The organism is Hyphomicrobium sp. (assembly GCF_047600905.1).
Taxonomy (GTDB): domain Bacteria; phylum Pseudomonadota; class Alphaproteobacteria; order Rhizobiales; family Hyphomicrobiaceae; genus Hyphomicrobium_B.
This window is the reverse complement of sequence record NZ_JASGKD010000001.1, coordinates 1,322,444-1,342,215: the sequence shown is the minus strand read 5'-3', so window position 1 is coordinate 1,342,215 and position 19,772 is coordinate 1,322,444. Positions and strand designations below refer to the sequence as shown.

Below are 19,772 nucleotides of genomic sequence, written 5' to 3'. Positions count from 1 at the left end.
GCAACATACGCTCCAAGCCCGAGGCCCAATGGACGACCGGCAACGGTTCAACGAAGCAGTCCTTCCGCACGTCGACGACGCGTTGTCGTTGGCGCGCTGGCTGACAGGCAATGCGACCGACGCCGAGGACGTCGTCCAGGACGCCTGTGTGCGCGCCTTCGCTGCGATCGCGGCTGTAAGGAATACGGACGCACGCGCCTGGTTGCTCGCCATCGTTCGGAATACGGCTTTCACTTGGATTGCCAAAAATCGGCCGAAGGCGGTTATCACGACCGACGATGAAAGCTTGTTCGAGCAAGCGGGCCTGGAGATGGTCGCGACGCAAACCTCGCCGGAAGCCATGCTGATAGACAAAACCGATGCCGAACATTTGCACCTCGCGATTGCGGCGCTCCCCCTGTCGTATCGCGAGGTGCTGGTGCTGAGAGAAATCGAAGGCCTCAGCTACCAGGACATCTCAAAGGTTCTCTCGATCCCGATCGGAACCGTCATGTCGCGCCTGGCACGCGCCAGAAACATGCTTATTCAGCGCATCGGCATGGCGGGCAAAGGAAAGGCGGGCGCCGCATGAACAAGCCTCCGTCCTGGTCATCGCGAGAAGAATCGCTGCTCCTGCTTAATGCCTATCTCGACAACGAGCTGGACGCGGCATCGGTACTGGATATCGAGAGGCGCCTGGCGAACGATCCGGCGCTTCGTGCCGAGCACGACCGCCTTGCGCAATTACGAAAGACGTTGGCCGGGCATTTGCAAGCTGAACGCGCTTCCGATGATTTTCGCAAGCGCATCGCCGCGATCGCAGACGTACCTTTAGCCGCCTCTACAGAGAACAATGTCATACCGCTGCCCCCGCGCGTTCCACGATGGAATGATTGGCGCCAGATGGCTGCTGCGGCCGTGCTCGCCGCTGCTGTCAGCGTGGGCGGCATGTACGGACTGCTGCGCCCGAACCCGGAAGCGAATGAGATCGCCGGCATCGTCGCCGATCATCAGCGCGCGCTCCTCGCAGCGGCGCCTTTCGATGTCGCCTCAAGCGACCGGCATACCGTGAAGCCGTGGTTCGATAGCAAGCTCGCGCTGTCGCCTCAGGTCATCGATCTGTCGGGCGACGGCTTCCCTCTGGCGGGCGGCCGCGTAGAGATCATCGACGGCAAGCCGGTGCCGGTGATCGTTTATCATCGCCGAGCCCACGTTATCAGCGTTGTCGCGATACCCCGTTCCGATCAAAGAGCGACGTCGGACCCCTCTCTGGCGGCAACGAAGGATGGCTATTCAGTCATCCGCTGGCACGGTCGCGATTTCGACTACACGGTCGTCTCGGACTTAGCCGAGAATGAGCTTAACGAATTCGTTGCACGCTGGCGCCAAGCCGCGGTCGACCGATGACGCGGAAACCTGTTTCCGGGATTTCTCGGTGCAATGGTTACAAATACGCCGTAGGTACCATTATGGACATAAAACCTATATATATCAGCAAATTGGATATGCTGCCGCGGTCCCGAGCGTGGCATTCGTGACGTATTTGCAACCCTTGGGCGGATGTTTCGCCGTTAGCTTCCTTGCCACGTTGCGGTGGTTCTATACGAACTGCCTTGATGTCGAGAGTGGATAACGAAATCAGGTGCGGTGGCCGTGACGATTGAAGCTGAACTGGCGGGGAAGGTGCCCGCATTAGATGCCGTCGCCGTTCCTGCGCTTTCGATCGTCGTTCCCACGTTCAACGAAGTCGCCAACGTGCCCTTGTTGGTTGACAAGATAAGGGCCGTTTTTCCGGATCAGAATTGGGAAATCGTATTTGTCGACGATGACTCGACGGACGGCACCGAGCAAGTGCTCCACGGGCTTTGCCGGAAATATCCTTTCATTCGCTCGCTGCGCCGGATCGGCAGACGAGGTCTGTCTTCCGCGGTCGTCGAGGGAATTCTCAGCACGTCCGCGCCATTCGTCGCTGTCATGGACGGCGATCTGCAACATGATGAGCGTCTCCTGCCCGCCATGCTCGCAGAACTGCAGTCCGACAAGGCCGACCTCGTTGTTGGATCGCGCTATCTGCAGGGTGGCAGCACCGGCGAATGGGACGCCAGCCGCGTTCGCATGAGCCGCATCGCAACGTATCTGTCGGGTCTCATCACGGACGCCCAGTGCACCGATCCGATGAGCGGCTTCTTCATGATCCGCCGTACGACGTTCGACGGCGCCGTGCGGCAGCTGTCGGGCCAGGGCTTCAAGATATTGCTCGACATCATGGCCTCATCGCCGACGCCACCGCGCCTGAAGGAATTGCCCTACACGTTCGGCATTCGCGAGCACGGCGAGAGCAAGCTCAATTCCGTCATCGCCCTCGAATACATCAATCTCATCCTGGATAAATTGGTCGGCCGGTGGATCCCCGTCCGGTTCATCATGTTCTCGCTGGTCGGCGGCCTCGGCGTCTTCGTACACATGTCGGTGCTGACGGTTTTGCACTTTCTTGGCGAGCCATTCGTCTACAGCCAGAGTCTGGCGACCGTCGCCGCAATGACGTTCAACTTCTTCCTCAACAACATCCTGACGTATCGGGACAAGAGGCTCAAAGGCACTTGGCCCATCCTGAAAGGACTATTGAGCTTCTTTGCGGTCTGTTCGTTCGGGGCCATCGCCAACGTCGGCATCGCCAACGTTTTGTTCCAGCGGTCCTTCACGTGGTGGCTGTCGGCCATTGCCGGCATTTTCGTTGGTGTCGTCTGGAATTTCGCCGCGACCTCGATCTTCATCTGGAAGCGCCGCTGACGGGCAGGTGAGCCGAGACGAGCGTTTGCTATGCAGCGATCTCCCTGGCGTCACGGTGAGACGAGATGCGCGGCCAAAACCTCTCAGTATGCATATAGTCTTGATGTCGCGCCGGCCGATTGGGGGATTTGCCGAATGGACATTTTGCATGGCATCGCTGGGATTGCCGGACTGCTTCTTATCGCCTGGATCTTCAGTGAGGATCGCTGGCGAATCCCGTTCCGCGTCGTGATCGCCGGAGTGGCGCTGCAAATCTCCCTTGCTGTGCTTTTCACCAAATTTCCCCCAGCGACGAAGATATTCCTCCTGCTGAACGACGGCGTCACTGCTCTCCAGCAGGCGACGGATGCAGGGACCGGCCTAGTCTTCGGCTATCTCGGCGGTGGTCCCGTGCCATTTGTGGAAGCTAATCTCCAGGCGAGCTTCATTCTGGCGTTCCGAGCCTTTCCGCTCGTTCTTGTCATCAGTGCGATTGCATCGCTGCTGCTTTATTGGGGCATCCTTCAGCGCATCGTGGCAGCGCTCGCGTTTGCGCTTCGGCGCACCCTGGGGATCGGCGGCGCTCTCGCGCTAGGCGGAGCCGTGCATATCTTCGTCGGTATGGTCGAAGCGCCGCTACTGGTCCGCCCCTATTTGACGACCATGTCGCGCGGCGAGCTCTTCGCGCTGATGAGTTGCGGCATGGCCGGCATTGCCGGCACGATGATGGTGATCTACGCGGCGTTGCTCGGCTCCGTCATTCCCGACGCCCTCGGGCAGATACTGATCGCCTCGATCATCAGCACACCGGCGGCATTAGCGATCGCTGCCGTGATGGTGCCGTTTGTTCCCGATCCCGACGAGGCGGGTGAGCTTTCAATTGCCGATCCGCCCCAAAGCGCCATGGAAGCCATTGTGCGCGGAACGATCGACGGTATTGGCATCGTTGCGACGATTATCGCGATGCTTATCGTTCTGGTGGCGCTTGTCACTCTGGTCAATCTCGCACTTGGCCAGCTTCCGATTGGAGGAGAAGCGCTCACGCTGCAGAGGATCTTCGCCTATATCTTCACGCCCCTGCTTTGGCTGATCGGCATCCCGTGGGGAGAACTCGGAACGGCTTCGCTCCTGATGGGAACGAAGACAGTCCTCAACGAATTCGTCGCCTACCTGAACTTCTCGCACCTCCCGCCCGACGCTCTAAGCCCGCGTTCGCGTCTCATCATGACGTACGCCCTGTGCGGTTTCGCCAATTTCGGCAGCCTCGGCATTCTTGTCGGCGGCATGACGGCGATGGCGCCCGGACGCAAGCACGACATCATGGCGCTTGGAACGCGCTCAATCCTGTCAGGCACGCTCGCGACTTTAATGAGCGGGGCGGTGATCGGCATGATCAGTTGATGACCGGACCGCTGGGGCGAGGCGCGTGCTTCGGCTGTTGATAACAGCTTGACACGGGGTTGCTGCGAATCATTTGAGGGGCGAACGTAAAGCTCATCTCCCCATCATTGGCAAATTTTGGAGAGATTCCACACCCCGGCAGCAGCCCTCGCTCGTCGGGGTGTTCTTTTTGGGAGCGGGTGTTACCGACCGCGACCGGTAATCAATTCATCGGCTCCGCTGTGCCGACTGCATCATCTGCGACAGATATTTCTTCGCACGTCGCTCGATTTGACCCGGCGAATACCCCTCATTCCGCAACCGCCTCTGCAACTTTTGAAAGCTATCGGCGGCGCCGGATCGCGCCAACTCGACGGCTCGATCGATCGACGCGAATTTTTCCGGATGTGTACGCCGGTATCGCCACACCACTGCACCGACCGCGAAGCCGATCGCTCCGGCCGCCAGCAGCGCCACCGCTGGCCGGCTCAAAAGCGTGCTGTCGTTGCCATCACGCTCATTCAGAGCATTTTCCAGAGCATTTTCGTCGAAGGATGTCACAGTGTCTCCTCCATTACGCTTGTGGCGGCTGCATTTGCGGATTGTTCGGATCGCTCGCATTTTCGGAAAAACTGAAGACATACAATCCCGCCGCGACGGCGAGGATCAGCGGCCAATTCTTCGTCGCGGTTCGAAACAGAGCCGGCAGGAGTATCGGCGCCGCTGTCGAAACGATACCCATCAACTGCTCATTGTCGAAGATCGATTGCGCCGGCGCCGCCTCTTCACCGGGCTGGCCGGCCGCTGCTTCGATCTGCGGGGAATTCGCTTTTCGCAACTGGACGAAGATTGCGATGATCAAACCAAGCACCAGGAACGCAGCAGCAACGATCAGATTGCCGATCTCGGGCCCATAACTCCGATTGACCGCCATCGAAAGGCTGGCGGCCGCGAAGCCCACAGCAACGATGAACGGAATTGCGATCAACACGCGTGCGCCGAGGTCGCCGATAGCATTGTCGACGCTGGCTTCAGCTCTCGCAAACAGGCTGGCGAACACTGATTTTCTCCCGCTGTTCGGCTTACGCTTTCCAAATTGCGCCGAGGACAAAGCCCGCTGCGACCGCCATGCCGAGCGTCGTCAGCGGTTGTTCGGTCACCGATTTGTCGAGCGCCGTCGAGAAATTCCTTGCGACTTTCTGCATATTATCGCCGAGTTCCGACCCGCGCGCGGCAAGCCGCTCGCCGGCCTCCTGGAGATTGGCTGCGGACCGTTCCAAGCTATCAATCGCCCGACTGCCGGCCTCGACCGCTTTATCGGTCACGTCATACGACGCTGACTTTATGTCTTCCGTCGCTCCCGTTCGCGCCATTTTCAGGTCCTCTCGATTGGTGGGTATTTTGAATGCCAACGCCCTTCGTTGAACCTTTGTTCCCCGATGGATCGCCGCGTTTCAACCAATCAATCGTCCGGCTCTTCGGGCCCACTACGGGCCGCCTCTGCCTCATGCAGACGGTTCAGACATTCCAGGATCGGCAGCGATGTGCTCCAATCCATGTCTTCCTGAAAGACCTGCTTGAGCCTCTCGGACACGCGTTCTCGGAAGATCTCGATCCAATGCGGGTCTTCTTCCAGCATCGGATGCGGCTTGCTTTGCCTGTGATTGAGCGGGTCACGATTTGTCATTGGGTCATAATCCCGGATACTGGACGACAGTTCCGCGCCCTTTAATCTTTCGATCCGCTCGGTCGCGAACGTCGCGGTGGCTGCTGCCGAAGCCCGGGTTTTATGTTCAGAGCCAGAAAAAGCCCTGGGCCGGCCGTCGTTGTGTCCTTTTGGAACGCCTTTTCCGCCGCCGATAACCGACGCGCGAAATTCCAGCCCAAAGACACCTCGCCGCAAGTTTCATCGCGCAAGCTGAATGAAAACACGCCGCGACTCGGAGAGTTTTCATGAAGGCACTGTTGGGCGCCGCCGTTGCTTGCACCATGTTTGCCGGTCTTGCTGCCGCAGACGGAATGAGCGACCGCCATCGTGGCGATCATGGCGGCGGAGGTCCCGACGCCGGCGTCTTCGTCGATGTGCCGTGGTCAGCTATCTACAATGGCGACAACTCAGGCATCCCACCGCGCAGCACCTATGAACTGCACTGTCGCGATGTGAAGCACAGCTGCTTCGGGCAATGGGGCGTCGACGAGCCGGGCTATGGCCGCTGCATGGCGAGCCGCGGCTGCTAAAGACCTCGTCCAAACATCACGCCTTGATCCTGTCTTGCGTCTTCGTTTCGAAATCGCTGGCGTCGTGGCGCTCATGAAGCTGTAGAGCCGGAGGTCCGGAAACCCTGTTGACCATTTGGCCGCGTTTCACCGCCGGGCGTTCGGCGATGATTTCCGCCCAACGGACGACGTGCTTATAGTCCTGCACCTGTAGGAACTCGGCGGCGCCGTAAAGCTCGCCCCTGACGAGATTGCCGTACCATGGCCAGATCGCAATATCGGCGATGGAATAGTCGTCGCCCGCCATGAAGTCATGGGTCGCGAGATGGCGGTCGAGAACATCGAGTTGCCGTTTGCTCTCCATCGCGAACCGGTTGATCGCATATTCGATTTTGGTCGGCGCGTATGCATAAAAGTGGCCGAACCCGCCGCCGAGATAGGGCGCGCTGCCCATTTGCCAAAACAGCCAGTTCAGTGCTTCCGTTCGCTGATCGGCATCGTCCGGCAGAAACGCGCCGAACTTTTCGGCCAGATAAAGCAGAATGGAACCGGATTCGAATACGCGCCTCGGCATGGGCCCGCTGCGATCCATCAGCGCCGGAATTTTCGAGTTCGGATTGACATCGACGAAACCGCTTCCGAACTGGTCGCCTTTGTCGATGCGGATCAGCCACGCGTCGTACTCCGCTCCCGCGTGGCCGAGCGCGAGTAGCTCTTCGAGCATGATCGTGACCTTCTGCCCATTGGGAGTCGCAAGCGAGTAAAGCTGAAGCGGATGCTTGCCGACCGGCAGCTCCTTGTCATGCGTCGCGCCTGCAATCGGACGATTGATATTGGCGAATCGTCCGCCGCTCGGCGCATTCCACGTCCAGATCTTCGGCGGTGTATACTTGGATGATTTTGTCATGCTGCGCTTCGGCTTTGGGCGGATGCTGGGACGCGACCCATAGCATTCCGCCGTCAAACCGCAAGACAGCAGTCATCGGGCACCCGATACGGCAAAGCGAACGCCGGGTTTCCGGCGTCCGCAAGCGTTCATGCTGCCTTCTGCCATTTCGCCGGCCCTTGCGCTTTGAGCTGCTCTTCGAAATCGCCGATGCTGAATGGCAGTACGGGCTTCAATTGCTCGTCGAGAAAAACAAACAGAACATCTTCAGAATTGCGGAAACTGAAGAAGACGATCACATCTTCGTCACCGCCGCCTTCGATATGCGGATCGCCATTCGCGACCCCGACCACATAGCTGCCGACCGGGCGCACTTCCTTTTGCTCGCCGTTGGGCCGGTAAAATCGGAGCTCGCCTTGCAGCACAAGTGTGATGTACGGCACCTTGTGCTGATGAAGCGCTATCCGCGAATTCGCGGCGAACTTGAAGATCGCGTCGACAATGCCGTTCTTGCGATCGACGTTGTAGACATAGAACCAAAGATCGTCGAAGCCCTCGAGCTGCCGCCAGGCAATGTTGCTCTCGTCGAATTTGCATCCAGTCACGCTTCTTCCTCCGTTTTTTGGATTTGATTGCGGTGCCGCGCGGCGGCATGCCGTGTCCACGAACATCAGTGAACCTTGAGTTGCGAACAACGGCGTTACGCCCGAGGAAGCCGGGCAAATTGCCTGACGAAGCGCGGCAGCGCTTCACACTGCGCTGGCGTCCCGATAATTTGACGATACCCAGGCGTCCCTCATGTGGGAGATTGCAATGAGTTTGAAGTGGCTGCTTGTGCGCAGGATCACCCTGGTCGCGACGGCGTGCGCTCTTGTCGGAGGCTTCATCGCTGTCTGCAGCGTTTCAAGAACAGCGAACCATCAAAACGCGGAATTGGCGCAATCCGTCAGCCGTCAGCTCAATCTGCAGCTGCTGCGTATCGACACGATGCTCGATCTTCCTAAACGATTTCCCGATTGGGACCTCGTAACAAGCTACGCCCTGCAACCCGGTCAGTGCGTTCAATTGCTTGCGCGCGATGGCTCGGTATCGCGGTCGAGCTGCGAGGGCATCGATGCTGTCGTCAATCCGACGCCTTCCTGGTTCATCGACGCCTACACGTTTCTCTTTCCCGGCGATGCAACCGTATCGGAGCCGGTATCATATCGCGGCACAGGGGAGGGGAGCGTCGTCGCGAGCTTCACTCCCGCGGCAATCGCGGGTGCAACGTGGCAAACCATAGCGCCTGCCTCTGGATTTGCGATTCTTCTCGTCGCGCTGCTCTGCATCGTCACGTACTACATCATAGATCATGCGCTGCGCCCGACGACAGAGATCCTGCAAGGTATCGATCGCCTTGCCAAAGGGGATCTCGGCGTGCGCCTGCCCTCATTTCGCGTTGCCGAGATCAATCGCATCAGTGAAGTCTTCAATGCGCTTGTCGCCGATTTGAAACGCGCATCCTCCGAGCGCGCCGAGCTTGCGCGACGGCTGGTCGACGCGCAGGAGCAGGAGCGAAGGCATATCGCCCGCGAGTTGCACGACGAGATTGCGCAGAAGCTGAGCGCGCTGAGCGCGCTCGCGGCTTGCCTCCGAATTGCGGCGCAGCAGGATGCGACCGGGCTCGCAGGTGAGGCGAAAGAACTCGAAGCCATGGCGTCGAGTCTAATGGCTTCGCTTCGGCGGACTCTGACATATCTTCGTCCGCAGGAAATCGACGATCTCGGCCTGCTTCCAAGTCTCGAAGGCCTTGTCGCCGGTCACAACAAGGATTGCGAAGGCCGCACGCGCTACACGATCGAGGCCGATGGCGATATCGAGGAGCTCAATTCCGAGACTCGGGCGCACGTCTATCGGATCATCCAGGAAGCACTTAACAACGCCGCCAGGCACGCCAATGCGCAGCATGTCAGGGTAACGCTCAACCAGCTCCTCGGTGCCGACGGCAGGAAAGTTGAACTGGCAATTACCGACGATGGCATCGGCTCGGCACCCAGTGCCAAGCTCAAGCCGTTCCCCGGATCGGGCCTAATCGGGATGCGCGAGCGTGTCCTTGCGTTGAGCGGATCGTTCAATGCGGGTCCTCTCCAAGGTGGTGGCTTTGGCCTCCACGTCGTATTTCCTTCACAACCCAGCGGAGGTGCCGCGTGAGAAAGATCCGCGTCCTGCTGGTCGATGATCACGCCATCGTCCGCGAGGGTTATCGCCGCCTCATCGATAAGCATGACGGCATCGAGGTTGTTGCAGAGGCCGGAGACGCGCAATCGGCGTACGCCGCTTTCAAAGCGACGCTTCCCGATGTCGTGATCGCCGACATTTCAATGCCCGGGCGCGGGGGCATCGATCTTGTCCGTCAGATCAGGCAGCTCGACCCAAACGCGCGCATCCTGATGTTCACGATGCACGCCGATGCAACTTACGCCCAGCAGACGTTTCGAGCGGGCGCGCGCGGCTACATCACCAAGAGCAGTTCTCCCGACGTTCTGATCAGCGCCATTCGTACGATCGATGCCGGCAAGACGGCATTGTGCGATGAGATCAATCGCATCATCGCGGCCAGCCGCCTGATGGATGAGGTATCCCCGATCGATGCGCTTACTCCGCGGGAATTCGAAATCCTGCGAATGATCATCGATGCCAAGTCGACCGACGAGATCGCGCAGGCCTTCAATCTCAGTCCGAAGACGATTGCTAATCATCACTACACCATCAAATCGAAGCTCGCGGTGCAATCCGATATCGAGCTGGTCTATCTCTGCATGAAGCACGGATTGGTCGCTTCTATTCTCGCACCGGCATCGATTTAGCCGCAATTTTTCGGGAATTTTTGAATGCTTTGAAATGTGCGATGCAACGACGATTGTGCACCCAACTCGCGAACTACCGCTTGCATGAACTCCGTCCAGCTGCGTACGCTCTCGCCACCGGGGCTTTTGGAAATTTCGGTCAGCTACGTTGCCCCGATGCGTTGCTGTCATCCTGGGACTGCTTGGTCAGAAAGACCTCGCTCCAAGCGGAAAGCGCGACCGTATCGCGCCGCAAGGTACCCACTATGACGTCACTCAAAGATCTTTCTATTCTCATCGTCGATCCGAATGGCGAAGCTGCGTTCGGGTTACGGCAATCATTCATTGCTGCGGGCGCGAAGGCGCATGTCGTCGAAAGTCTCGCATTCGCGGAACGGCTGCTCGAAGCGAAAACCATCGATGCCGTCGTGCTCCCTTATTCACAGGATCCGCTCACCGTAAGCTTCTGCCGCTCATTGGCCATGCGGAATATACCTTCGGTCTTCACGTCGGAGCCGCCGGCGCGCTACCCGACCCGAAACCGGCTATCCGGCGCGATCATCGCCGTCAAAGGCTTGATCGCCGAAAACGATCTGCGGACATATCAGCCGCTGAACTGAAGCAGATGCGGCAAGGCCGGGCGCCGATATTACGCCCGGCCGATTTCAGCCAATCGGGTTTATCAGGCAAGCCGCACAAGCGAAGCATCTCCGCCGCCGAGCTCTGAGAGAAACTTTGCCGCGAACTCGTCATCTCCGCCGACGACGACATAAGTGAACTTCAGCTCCCAGACATCGTCCAGGTTTGCGTGCGCGTCTGGCGCGAGCGCGTGAAAAATTTCCCGGTTGAACGCGCCGTCATCGAAGATCTCGTCCATCGCCGGGCATTCGAAGTAATAATATTCGCGATTGAGCTCGATCGTATCGATGAAGATCGACCCGAGCGCTTCCATGATCGCACGCCTGTTACGGTACGCGGGGCTGCAGGCGATCAATATCCGCATCGTCTGCGGAGGCTGCTTATGGTGGCTCATGTTGAACAAATCCAGATTAAGCCGGAACCCGAATGCACCTCGAACCATTGTGTGCTTGGCCGACAAGCCGCTGGAAGGCCGGATTCAGGCTGTCCAGCGACCGCAGATAACGGCGAAGCCGATAGTAAGGCGAGAGGAAAAATGGTCCCGCACGTCGGCACGGTGTCGCGCGGGCACAGATGACGCTGTCCGTGGAAAGAGGCCAGTTTGAAACGTGAAACCTAGGGAGCATTACCGTGGATAGTCGCGTCTCACAATTGGAGCGTGCATTTGAACTCGCGAATTCGGGCCGTTGCGCGACGGTCGCCGATATTCGGAGGAAGCTGCGCGAGGAAGGCTATATGGACGATCAGATCGAAGGGCCGATGCTGTTTGGCCAGCTCAACAGTCTGATGAAAAAATCGAATGGCCGCCAGCGAACCGACGCACGGTCGCCATAAGACTTGCGGCAGATTGTTCTGTTCCGCCTGCGCTGCGCAGATGGAACCGCCTGCTCGCCGCTGTCGTTCCTCGACCGTTGGCTCAACGGAAGGAATGCAAATGCGGCGCGACACCAAAATCGCTTTCTGCGCATCCGCGATCGTTGCCGTTGCCAGTGTTGCTTCGCCCGCAATTGCCGACGACGCCGGGCAAAAAACTGATGGCAATGCCAAAAATCAAGCAACGGAGCCGTTGAGCAAAAAGCTTGACGAGAACGAAGGCGTATTGAAACCGCGGCCGGGTGTCGATCCCGAAATTCGAAAGCAGCCGCCCGCCAAGACCGGAGATAAAATGCCGGTGATCATTCCGCCGGGTGAGCCGGGTGGCGATCAAAGCATCCAGCCGAAATAGAACCTCTTCGCGGATGGGCAGGGATCAGCTCGCGCCGAACCATTTCTGATAGAGCCGCTCGTACGTTCCGTCCTCGCGCAACTCCAGCAGCGCTTCATCGACGCGCTTGCGCAGCGGATTGCCCTCCGCAAACACGATCCCGTAGTCCTCTTTCTTAAAAACCGTGCCGGCGATTTGCACGCGGCCTTTGCCGTCGTGTTCGGCGAAATATAAAAGTACAGGCGCGTCGAACACGACCGCGTCCACCGTTCCGTTCAAGAGCGCCTGATAGGCTTGCTCGATCGAGGCGTCTTCTTCCACGCGGGCATGCTGCTCTTTAAGAAACGCTGCAGCCGTGCTTCCTCGTGTCGTCGCAACACGCTTGCCGGGCAAATCATCGGGGCCGTTAATATCTCCTTGGATTTGCGCCACGGTCAGTGCAGCCGTCAGCTGCGCCGTATAATAGGCAACGAAGATCACGCCGGTGAACATCCAGAGAATGGCGACGGCGCGCGCCAGCCATTGGCGCGGCATTTGATCCGCCTGCGTTGCAAGCGTTCCGGCCGCCCACCACAGCGCATGAAATATTCCTGGAAAATAGCGCGGATCGGGAATGATCCCGCCGGATTGGCGACGTTCCAGTAGCCATACGATGTGCGCGGGCACCACAATCAAAATGGCCGCAATTCCCAACCACACCAGGATCATCGGCGACAGAATGAGGCGCATGAACCCTTGCAGCGGATTGGGCGCACCTTGATCGGATTTTCCCCGCACCAGGATCTGCAAGCCGGCACTGAGCATCGGTTGCGAAAAGTCGAAGATTTTATCGCGCTCGGCCGTGATCGAGATCGCTGAAATGCCGAGGTCCGCTTGGCCCGTGCGAACGGAATTGAGCAGACTGTTAACGTCGCCCATTTCGATGAATGTCGTCTTCGCGCCGAGCCGCGCTGCGACCGCATTCCAAAGATCGATGCTGAAGCCGGTCAGCTGGCCATTCGTCTTTTGTACAAGAGGCGCGACGACGCGCGTCGCGACGCGAAGCGATGGGGGCGCTGGATCGGCTCGAGCGTTCGGCTGCGAGATGAGGAACGTCGCGAGAAGCACCAGGATCAGGAGCCGCACGGACTGTGTCATTGAACCGTCTCACCAAGCAATTTGATGCAAACCCGAACCGCCCGGCAAGGCTTTACTCTAAACGCGCAACTTCTGGCTACGTGGTGGCGTTACCCATCCAACTTTACATTTAAGTAAGCTCGTTGCCCGCGGATTGACGATGCCTCGCCACGAGCGCGGCATATCATCCGTCTGCCGACGAAGCGGACACGCGCCGTCGAGCAGGTCATGATGGAGGAAGTGATGAGAATTATTCTTGCGGCTTTGATGAGCGTTTCTCTCTGCGGCGTCGCGTTTGCAGATACCGCCACTTGCGATGCCACGGCCAAAGACAAGAAGCTTGCCGGCGCGGCGTTGAAGAGCTTCATGACGAAATGCGAAAGAGACGCGAAAACGAAATGCTCGGCAGATGCCAAGGATAAGAAGCTCCATGGCGCCGCGGAAACCAGCTTCACGAAGAAGTGCGTGAAAGACGCCACCGGCGCGTGATCCGGCCCGAGCCTCCCTTATCGCCGCAAATCAGCTACGACAGCACTCGGGAACAACGCGCATGGTAAGTGCGTTGTTGCCGCGTTGCTGTATGAAAATCGCTATTCCAGCGCTAGCGGCGGACATGGCTCGTAGAATGATGGACACCCGGCACGTCACAGCTTCCGATGACTCGTCCGGTTGTCGGCAGCCTTGGCAAAAAAGGATACTGTGTTGGTTTTCCGATTTCGCTGGAAAGTCAGCACTCGTAATCGGCTCGGCATCGGCATTTGTCGTCGCCACTTTGTCGGTCATCATTTGGGCTGCGACGGGTCCGCTGTTTCACTATTCGGACTCTTGGCAGCTCGTGGTCAACACCGGAACGACGTTGGTGACCTTCCTCGCCGTCTTCCTCATTCAGCACAGCCAGAACAGGGATGGGAAAGCCATACAACTGAAGCTCGATGAGCTGATACGCAGCACAGAGAGCGCACGCAATATGCTCATCGACTTGGAGAACTGCACGGACGAGGAGATGGAGCAGTTGCAGAAGGAATTTGCTCGGCGAAGGAAGTCGGACGCAATCTCCAGCTCAGCGCAGTAAATCCTAATAAATCTTCCGGAGATAAAGTCGCAGGCGAAACTGAACTGTTTCCAGGCGCGTTTGCATCGTGTTGCTCAAGGAGAACAAAGATGCATCCCGCAATGGCAGTTTGGATTTGGTCTATGGCGATGGCACGCGCATGGGAATCCGGCGTGTGGGATACTTTGCGGCTTTACCCGGAGAGACGGCCTGATGCCGATGCGCACAAGCTGATCGACCTCGGCAACGCACGCGTCTCAAGCGCGGATGGACCGCTTATTCCTGCACGCAGCTATCTGCAGTCCGATCTGCCAAGGGCGCCTCTTCCCAACGACATTCTCGATCGTCTGGCAGACCTCTATTGGACCGAACGGGAAGGCACCCTCGCGCTCTGATCTCCGAGCCGTCGACCCCAGGGTACTGCGTTGCACTAGCGTTAGCATTTGCAAATGCGCACTGCATACCAACCGTCCAGCCTAGTCCGTTTGCGATGATCGCCAAATCGATTTGCGAATTCCCGTGATCGAACTAAATATTACTTAGAGCGTTTTGCTCTGAGTCGCTTGGGAGGAATGCCGGGAGTTCGCATCGATGCCGAAGCAGAAATTCGCATTGGCCCTGGGTGGAGGCGCGGCGCGCGGTTGGGCGCATATCGGCATCCTGCGCGGATTGGCGGACGCCGGATTGGAACCCGAAATTGTCGTTGGCACCTCGATCGGTGCAATCGTCGGAGGACATTACGCCTCCGGACGATTGGATCTCCTTGAAGGTTTTGCTCGCGAATTGACGCGACGGCGCGTCTTCAGTTTTCTTGATCTGAGCGTCTCGGGCTCCGGCCTTATCGCCGGACAGCGCTTGTTCGACCGCTTCGAGGATCACCTGCAAGGCGTGAAGATGGAAGATCTTCCGACGCGGTTTGCGGCCATCGCCACCGATCTGTCCACAGGCCAGGAGGTCTGGCTTCGCCGCGGCTATGTCACCGACGCGGTTCGCGCGTCTTCTGCGATCCCGGGCATCGTGAAGCCGGTCAGCCTCAACGGGCGCTGGCTCGTCGACGGCTGCCTCGTCAATCCGATTCCCGTTTCGGTTTGCCGTGCACTAGGTGCGCGCGTCGTCGTTGCCGTCAATTTGACGACCGAGTTCGGCCGGGGCGGAATTTCAATCGGCGATGACGAAGAAGAACTCATCGAAGAAGCAACTCTCGACGAAGCGCCGATCACGCGTTGGAATGGGCGAGGGGCGCTTCAGCTTCTCCATCGCCAGCTCTTTGGACGAAGCGATGGGGCTCCGGGGATAACGTCGGTCATTCTCAACTCGTTCAGTATTTTTCACGACCGGATCTCGCGGGCGCGCTTGATGGGTGACCCTCCGGATTTGCTAGTTGCACCGGATCTGGCTGATATCGGAGTCCTTGATTTTCACCGTGCTGACGAAATGATCACCAGCGGCCGCGAGGCGATCGAGCCGCATATCCCCATGATCCACCGCTATTTAAATTCGCCGCCGCCCGCATTGGTCAACACGCGGCTCTTTGCCGGCTAAGAATATCTGTGTCCGCAAATCCGCGGGCTTGGTTCCTGTTTTCCGCGTACGGCAGATCGTCACGCCTCGGAAACTGCTTTGTACTCTTGCGCGTCTAAAAAGTGCGCATTCTCTCACGCTGCGTTGTAATTGCGGAGCAGTCGAACATCCGATGACGGTAGCAACCACGATCCAGGATGTCAGAGATTTCGCCCTGGCCAAACATAATGGCCAGGTGCGCACTCACGACGGTATGCCTTACATCCAGCATCTCGACGGCGTCGTCGCGATCCTGAAAGACCACGGCTACAAATCGCCCGACGTTGTCGCGGCCGCCTTCCTGCACGATACGCTGGAGAAAACCGCCACCACTGTCGATGAGTTGATCGAGAAATTCGGCCCGTCGGTTGCCGAACTCGTCTTTTGGCTGACGGATTCCGAACAAGGCAGCAAAGAAGCCTGCGCCACGCAATCCGCGTGGCGGCTTTCGCGTGCCCCTTGGCATGCCAAGCTCATCAAGCTCGCCGACATCATCGACAACGGCACCGCCATCGTCACCCATAATCCAGACTTCGGCCTGACGTTCCTGGAGGACAAGCGGCTGCAATTAAAGAAAATGGCCGAAGTTGAGGGCAGCCGCCTTCTCAGGCTGCCGCTGTTTCAGAGGGCGGCGATTGTGACAGAGTTGGCCTCGCTTTGAGGCAATCGCTCCGTTCCGCTTCCCAATGAGACCGGAATAAATTCTCGCAGCGAACCGAATGTCGCAGGAACGAGTGCTCGGACCAGAGCGTATTACCAGCACCACGGTTCACACCTTCCCCCGGGTGTATTCCCTCAGCCGTGGTTAATCCCGCGCACCCTGGCTTCCCCCGGCCAGGGTGTTCTTCTTTTGAAACTACGATCTGTCGGCGTTTTTTTCGGCGAGCGACAACCGCCGCAGCGGCTCGGCAATGATGTCCGGCAGCACGGTGAAGTCTCGTTCGGCGGTAAACAGTGTCCGCAGACGCGGTACCGCGCGTTCCTTGAATTCCGTCACCCAGTCGTCGTGCGGAGGATGGGTGACTTGAGCCAACTGGGCCATTTCGCGCGTCTTCCTGTGTTCAAGCGATCATAAAGCGCATTTAGAATACGCGACAAATACTTCAAATTATTTGATCTAAGTTGCTTTATTTCCGCTTAATCTGGGCCTCTCCGCCGATCGCGTTAAGTATTCGGTGACGAACGGCATATCGCCTGTTAGGAAGCGCACCTCATCCCGGGTCCGGTTGAAGTCCGGCAGGGGACGCTGTTTTAGATATGAGGAGACAACCGATGCCAACGATGTCGGACAATCGCCGCCGCCGGATCATCGCCCGTCAGCGCAAGCTGGAAAATTTGAAGAAGCGCGAGGCGAAGGTCGCAAAAAAAGAGCGCAACCAATAGCTTTCGCATGAGTGCGAGCGGGAGGCGGCAGCCATTACGGGCTCCAGCTCAACCGCTCGTTCCTCTCGAGGATCGCGGCCAGTCGGGTCACTGCCGCCGCATGCTGACTTCTCCGCTCTTGCAACGCAGCCGCCATATTTTCTTTGACCGTTTGCGGCCAGCGCGTCGCCCCGATTAAATTGAGTTCGACCGATAATTCGCTGATGATCTCGTTGTGCCAGAAAATGGCGTCCTCGACCGTATAGGCGTCGATCGCGTTTTCGTGGCAGGCTTCCAGATACTCACTGGCTTTCATCACATTCTCCGAACCCGTGCCGATAGAGCTTTGCGGCTTGCCGAAAATGGCATCCAGTCGTCTTAAAAGGCCGTTGAAAATTTGACGAAGGCCCCTCCGCGGGACATACCGCCTTAGGGACGACGGCGATTTTCCGCGCCTGCAATTAGCGGATACTTCACTCCCGCCCGCCGTCATCGCGTTACGCTCCAAAGAAAAATTTCGCGTCCGCGGCCTCGATTGAAAAAAAATCCGCAACCGCGGCGTTCGAAATCCGCAACCGCAGCATCGGAATGACGCCGGACCCGCGGGTTTGGTTCCCGGCGAGCCTTGGCTTTTCGACGGAAACTTCTCAAAAATCCGGGTCGATCGGAACCTCTCTTGGGCGGCCGACGTTTCAACCGGCACAACACAAGGAGGTTATGTCATGAATTGGGATCGTATCGAGGGTAACTGGAAGCAGTTCAGCGGCAAGGTCAAAGAAAAATGGGGTCAATTGACCGACGATGACCTTGCGCAGGTGAACGGTAATCGTGAACAGCTCGAAGGCATTCTCCAGAAGCGCTACGGATACGCCAAGGATCAGGCCAAGCGCGAACTCGACACCTGGTCCAACTCTCTGTGATGACGAAAACGCCACTTCGGCGATGGAAAGGCCCAACTTTTGGGCCTTTCTTTTTGCCCGGAGCACTTAGAATGGCAGGATGGCTCTGCGATTCTCTAGGCCCGGGAAATTTCAAATGTCCGAAAAATTCAACGCAGAAATTCTGACACGCTCCGAACGGGATCGGTCGAACAACCGCCTTGAAATTTCTCTTTGCGACGCCGCCGGAGAATGCCGGACGATCTCGCTGGGTCGGGATGCGATCGCTGCACTCGCGTTGCTTCTGGCGGAAGCCGATAACAAACGCGGGACGAATTTGACGAAAATTCCCGACAGTTTCGCAGTCGGTCATGGCCGCCACGAGCCGGTGGTGATGCTCCGCTTTGAGGATGAACCCGCCTACGGCCTTACGCGTGAACAAGCGTTGGGACTGGGCGAAGCATTGATCGAAGAGGCCGAAACGATCGAAAGCAAAGTCAGATACCCGGCGCGCCAGTAGCGCTAAGTGACATTATCGGAAATCGTCTTTGCGGCCTTGAGATCGCGCACGAAGTGGGCGAAGGCTGCTTGGCGTTCATCGTCCTCGCGTATGCGCAGAAGCGAGGAGGGATGAACGGTGATGAATCCCTTGAATGCGCCGAAGTCGGCAGGTCCCCGCGATTTGCCGATGGTGACGGGAGCGCCGGCAAGCGCGTAAGCAGCGGTTCCGCCGAGTGCCACCACAAGGTGCGGGTGGACGAACTCAAGCTCTTTCATCAGCCACCAGCGGTAATGCTTCACTTCACCCAGAGTCGGCTTTTGGTGGATGCGACGCTTTCCGCGCTGTTGAAACTTGAAGTGCTTGACCGCATTGGTGACGTAACACTCCGCGCGGTCGATCCCGGCTTCCGCGAGCGCCCTGTCTAAGAGTTGCCCGGCCGGCCCGACGAACGGTCTTCCTTGCAGGTCTTCCTGGTCACCCGGCTGCTCGCCGACGAAGGCGAGAGCGCTCCCGATCGGACCTTGGCCAAAAACCGCACGCTTGCCGCCTTCGACCTTCGGGCCTTCGGCGGCCATGGCTTCGTTGAGCGCAGCCAGACTGCGCAGTTCGTGCGTCGGCGGGTCGTCAAAAAGGTCGCCGCTTGCTTCGCCGGTATGCAGCGAAGTCCGCGTCGTCTTTGCTACGTGTTTCGACATGATGTTCGCTTCGTCGTAAGCAATCGCTTCGATGACCCGACGCGTGGGCGCGCACTGAGGTTCCGCGCTGCTGCAAAGATTTGCTCGACGGGAAGCTTATCGCATGCGGCCGTGCCGCGCAGCAGCCGTGATCTATTGGCTCAGCCGGGCGGCGCGATCGGCCATTCGGCTTCGACGTACTTGCGAAACCAGGCACTGAAGGCTTGCGGTACCGCCGCAATCTGTCGGCGGATGACGTCCGGGCTCGACCAGCTATAGCCGTCGCATTCGATCGGATTGGGCGCCACGATGCCGTCATAGATGCCGCGAAAGACGTGCACGAATTCATGCTCGATCAGGTCGGAGTCGAGTTCCGCCCGATAGGTGAACGTCCCGATCGCCGCCAACGGGCAAATGATATTCATCTCTTCATTGAGGCGCCGTGCCGCTGCCTGCACCGACGTTTCACCCGGCCTCGGATGACCGCAGCACGTATTCGTCCACAGTCCACCGGAGTGATACTTATCGATCTGGCGGCGTTGCAAAAGCAGCCGCCCACGAGTGTCCCACACCATCACGGAAAAGGCGCGGTGAAGGCTGCCCTGCCGGTGCGCCTCGAGCTTTTCAGCGACGCCCGTCTCATTGTCTTCTTTATCGACGAGGACGACTTCTTCTCGAAGCATATCTCTGAATTCCCCCGACCTCCCCATAGCATACCACTCTCCGCCGA

Annotated in this window: 29 protein-coding genes; 17 read left to right on the top strand and 12 right to left on the bottom strand. The window is 58.4% G+C overall.

All coding sequences use genetic code 11. The features are described 5' to 3' along the window. The first annotated feature begins 28 nt into the window (after positions 1 to 28). The 4 genes from QM780_RS06655 (at position 29) to QM780_RS06640 (ending at position 4,149) form a co-directional block, all read left to right on the top strand. Complete coding sequence (locus QM780_RS06655) at positions 29 to 571, top strand: sigma-70 family RNA polymerase sigma factor (RefSeq protein ID WP_415069696.1); 543 nt, start codon at positions 29 to 31, stop codon at positions 569 to 571. Then, a complete protein-coding gene (locus QM780_RS06650; RefSeq protein WP_415069695.1) occupies positions 568 to 1,386 on the top strand; it encodes an anti-sigma factor family protein in 819 nt (272 codons plus the stop codon). Before QM780_RS06655 ends, QM780_RS06650 begins: the two co-directional genes overlap by 4 nt. A 246-nt stretch (positions 1,387 to 1,632) precedes the next feature. Next, positions 1,633 to 2,769, top strand: a complete 1,137-nt coding sequence (locus QM780_RS06645) for a glycosyltransferase (protein ID WP_415069694.1) — start codon at positions 1,633 to 1,635, stop codon at positions 2,767 to 2,769. Positions 2,770 to 2,904: 135 nt separating this feature from the next. After that, the gene (locus QM780_RS06640) at positions 2,905 to 4,149 is read left to right on the top strand and encodes a NupC/NupG family nucleoside CNT transporter (protein ID WP_415069693.1); all 1,245 of its coding nucleotides are present in this window, start codon (positions 2,905 to 2,907) and stop codon (positions 4,147 to 4,149) included. A gap of 207 nt (positions 4,150 to 4,356) precedes the next feature. Here QM780_RS06640 and QM780_RS06635 read toward each other — a convergent pair whose 3' ends face one another. The 4 genes from QM780_RS06635 to QM780_RS06620 form a co-directional block, all read right to left on the bottom strand. Next, positions 4,357 to 4,689, bottom strand: coding sequence for a hypothetical protein (locus tag QM780_RS06635; protein ID WP_415069692.1), 333 nt, complete (start codon positions 4,687 to 4,689; stop codon positions 4,357 to 4,359). Positions 4,690 to 4,702: 13 nt separating this feature from the next. Beyond that, the gene (locus QM780_RS06630; protein ID WP_415069691.1) at positions 4,703 to 5,188 is read right to left on the bottom strand and encodes a hypothetical protein; all 486 of its coding nucleotides are present in this window, start codon (positions 5,186 to 5,188) and stop codon (positions 4,703 to 4,705) included. Positions 5,189 to 5,210: 22 nt separating this feature from the next. Next, complete coding sequence (locus QM780_RS06625) at positions 5,211 to 5,501, bottom strand: hypothetical protein (RefSeq protein ID WP_415069690.1); 291 nt, start codon at positions 5,499 to 5,501, stop codon at positions 5,211 to 5,213. Positions 5,502 to 5,590: 89 nt separating this feature from the next. After that, positions 5,591 to 5,815, bottom strand: coding sequence for a hypothetical protein (locus QM780_RS06620; protein ID WP_415069689.1), 225 nt, complete (start codon positions 5,813 to 5,815; stop codon positions 5,591 to 5,593). Positions 5,816 to 6,081: 266 nt separating this feature from the next. Between QM780_RS06620 and QM780_RS06615 the strand changes: the two genes are divergently transcribed. Beyond that, positions 6,082 to 6,366: a hypothetical protein gene (locus tag QM780_RS06615; protein ID WP_415069688.1), complete on the top strand. Its 285-nt coding sequence runs from the start codon at positions 6,082 to 6,084 to the stop codon at positions 6,364 to 6,366. Between the two features lie 16 nt (positions 6,367 to 6,382). Here the strand turns inward: QM780_RS06615 and yghU are convergent, their stop codons facing one another. Together yghU and QM780_RS06605 are read right to left on the bottom strand one after the other, a co-directional pair. Next, positions 6,383 to 7,252, bottom strand: a complete 870-nt coding sequence (yghU, locus tag QM780_RS06610; RefSeq protein ID WP_415069687.1) for a glutathione-dependent disulfide-bond oxidoreductase — start codon at positions 7,250 to 7,252, stop codon at positions 6,383 to 6,385. A 128-nt stretch (positions 7,253 to 7,380) separates the two neighbouring features. Beyond that, positions 7,381 to 7,836 (bottom strand): regulator, encoded by a 456-nt coding sequence (locus QM780_RS06605; RefSeq protein WP_415069686.1) that lies wholly within the window; start codon positions 7,834 to 7,836, stop codon positions 7,381 to 7,383. Positions 7,837 to 8,044: 208 nt separating this feature from the next. Between QM780_RS06605 and QM780_RS06600 the strand changes: the two genes are divergently transcribed. The 3 genes from QM780_RS06600 to QM780_RS06590 all read left to right on the top strand — a co-directional run bounded on the left by QM780_RS06600 (position 8,045) and on the right by QM780_RS06590 (position 10,676). After that, positions 8,045 to 9,421: a histidine kinase gene (locus QM780_RS06600; RefSeq protein ID WP_415069685.1), complete on the top strand. Its 1,377-nt coding sequence runs from the start codon at positions 8,045 to 8,047 to the stop codon at positions 9,419 to 9,421. After that, positions 9,418 to 10,077 (top strand): response regulator, encoded by a 660-nt coding sequence (locus tag QM780_RS06595; RefSeq protein WP_415069684.1) that lies wholly within the window; start codon positions 9,418 to 9,420, stop codon positions 10,075 to 10,077. Before QM780_RS06600 ends, QM780_RS06595 begins: the two co-directional genes overlap by 4 nt. 245 nt (positions 10,078 to 10,322) lie before the next feature. Further along, positions 10,323 to 10,676 carry a hypothetical protein gene (locus tag QM780_RS06590; protein ID WP_415069683.1) on the top strand — a complete coding sequence of 118 codons (354 nt, stop codon included), beginning with the start codon at positions 10,323 to 10,325 and terminating at the stop codon, positions 10,674 to 10,676. 62 nt (positions 10,677 to 10,738) lie between these two features. Here the strand turns inward: QM780_RS06590 and QM780_RS06585 are convergent, their stop codons facing one another. Beyond that, complete coding sequence (locus tag QM780_RS06585) at positions 10,739 to 11,089, bottom strand: hypothetical protein (protein ID WP_415069682.1); 351 nt, start codon at positions 11,087 to 11,089, stop codon at positions 10,739 to 10,741. A 236-nt stretch (positions 11,090 to 11,325) separates the two neighbouring features. Here QM780_RS06585 and QM780_RS06580 point away from each other — a divergent pair, with 236 nt between their 5' ends. After that, positions 11,326 to 11,529 (top strand): hypothetical protein, encoded by a 204-nt coding sequence (locus tag QM780_RS06580; protein WP_415069681.1) that lies wholly within the window; start codon positions 11,326 to 11,328, stop codon positions 11,527 to 11,529. Positions 11,530 to 11,761: 232 nt separating this feature from the next. Continuing rightward, on the top strand, positions 11,762 to 11,920 hold the full coding sequence (locus QM780_RS06575) for a hypothetical protein (RefSeq protein ID WP_415069680.1): 159 nt from the start codon (positions 11,762 to 11,764) through the stop codon (positions 11,918 to 11,920). A 24-nt stretch (positions 11,921 to 11,944) separates the two neighbouring features. Here the strand turns inward: QM780_RS06575 and QM780_RS06570 are convergent, their stop codons facing one another. Further along, positions 11,945 to 13,036 (bottom strand): transporter substrate-binding domain-containing protein, encoded by a 1,092-nt coding sequence (locus tag QM780_RS06570; protein ID WP_415069679.1) that lies wholly within the window; start codon positions 13,034 to 13,036, stop codon positions 11,945 to 11,947. A gap of 222 nt (positions 13,037 to 13,258) precedes the next feature. Between QM780_RS06570 and QM780_RS06565 the strand changes: the two genes are divergently transcribed. The 5 genes from QM780_RS06565 to QM780_RS06545 all read left to right on the top strand — a co-directional run bounded on the left by QM780_RS06565 (position 13,259) and on the right by QM780_RS06545 (position 16,287). Next, the gene (locus tag QM780_RS06565) at positions 13,259 to 13,504 is read left to right on the top strand and encodes a hypothetical protein (RefSeq protein ID WP_415069678.1); all 246 of its coding nucleotides are present in this window, start codon (positions 13,259 to 13,261) and stop codon (positions 13,502 to 13,504) included. Between the two features lie 61 nt (positions 13,505 to 13,565). Then, positions 13,566 to 14,087, top strand: a complete 522-nt coding sequence (locus tag QM780_RS06560; protein ID WP_415069677.1) for a low affinity iron permease family protein — start codon at positions 13,566 to 13,568, stop codon at positions 14,085 to 14,087. Between the two features lie 101 nt (positions 14,088 to 14,188). Next, complete coding sequence (locus tag QM780_RS06555; RefSeq protein ID WP_415069676.1) at positions 14,189 to 14,461, top strand: hypothetical protein; 273 nt, start codon at positions 14,189 to 14,191, stop codon at positions 14,459 to 14,461. Between the two features lie 196 nt (positions 14,462 to 14,657). Further along, positions 14,658 to 15,608 (top strand): patatin-like phospholipase family protein, encoded by a 951-nt coding sequence (locus QM780_RS06550; RefSeq protein WP_415069675.1) that lies wholly within the window; start codon positions 14,658 to 14,660, stop codon positions 15,606 to 15,608. A 151-nt stretch (positions 15,609 to 15,759) separates the two neighbouring features. Then, positions 15,760 to 16,287: an HD domain-containing protein gene (locus QM780_RS06545; protein WP_415069674.1), complete on the top strand. Its 528-nt coding sequence runs from the start codon at positions 15,760 to 15,762 to the stop codon at positions 16,285 to 16,287. A gap of 195 nt (positions 16,288 to 16,482) precedes the next feature. Here the strand turns inward: QM780_RS06545 and QM780_RS06540 are convergent, their stop codons facing one another. Both QM780_RS06540 and QM780_RS06535 read right to left on the bottom strand, forming a co-directional pair. After that, positions 16,483 to 16,668, bottom strand: a complete 186-nt coding sequence (locus tag QM780_RS06540) for a hypothetical protein (protein WP_415069673.1) — start codon at positions 16,666 to 16,668, stop codon at positions 16,483 to 16,485. A gap of 375 nt (positions 16,669 to 17,043) precedes the next feature. Beyond that, positions 17,044 to 17,481, bottom strand: a complete 438-nt coding sequence (locus QM780_RS06535) for a hypothetical protein (RefSeq protein WP_415069672.1) — start codon at positions 17,479 to 17,481, stop codon at positions 17,044 to 17,046. Between the two features lie 229 nt (positions 17,482 to 17,710). Between QM780_RS06535 and QM780_RS06530 the strand changes: the two genes are divergently transcribed. Then, positions 17,711 to 17,908: a CsbD family protein gene (locus QM780_RS06530; protein ID WP_415069671.1), complete on the top strand. Its 198-nt coding sequence runs from the start codon at positions 17,711 to 17,713 to the stop codon at positions 17,906 to 17,908. Positions 17,909 to 18,023: 115 nt separating this feature from the next. Then, complete coding sequence (locus QM780_RS06525; RefSeq protein ID WP_415069670.1) at positions 18,024 to 18,386, top strand: hypothetical protein; 363 nt, start codon at positions 18,024 to 18,026, stop codon at positions 18,384 to 18,386. 2 nt (positions 18,387 to 18,388) lie between these two features. On the opposite strand, the gene QM780_RS06520 is transcribed toward QM780_RS06525, so the two are convergent. Together QM780_RS06520 and idi are read right to left on the bottom strand one after the other, a co-directional pair. Further along, positions 18,389 to 19,063: a UdgX family uracil-DNA binding protein gene (locus tag QM780_RS06520; RefSeq protein ID WP_415069669.1), complete on the bottom strand. Its 675-nt coding sequence runs from the start codon at positions 19,061 to 19,063 to the stop codon at positions 18,389 to 18,391. Positions 19,064 to 19,203: 140 nt separating this feature from the next. Next, positions 19,204 to 19,725: an isopentenyl-diphosphate Delta-isomerase gene (gene idi / locus QM780_RS06515; protein ID WP_415069668.1), complete on the bottom strand. Its 522-nt coding sequence runs from the start codon at positions 19,723 to 19,725 to the stop codon at positions 19,204 to 19,206. Positions 19,726 to 19,772 lie beyond the last annotated feature (47 nt).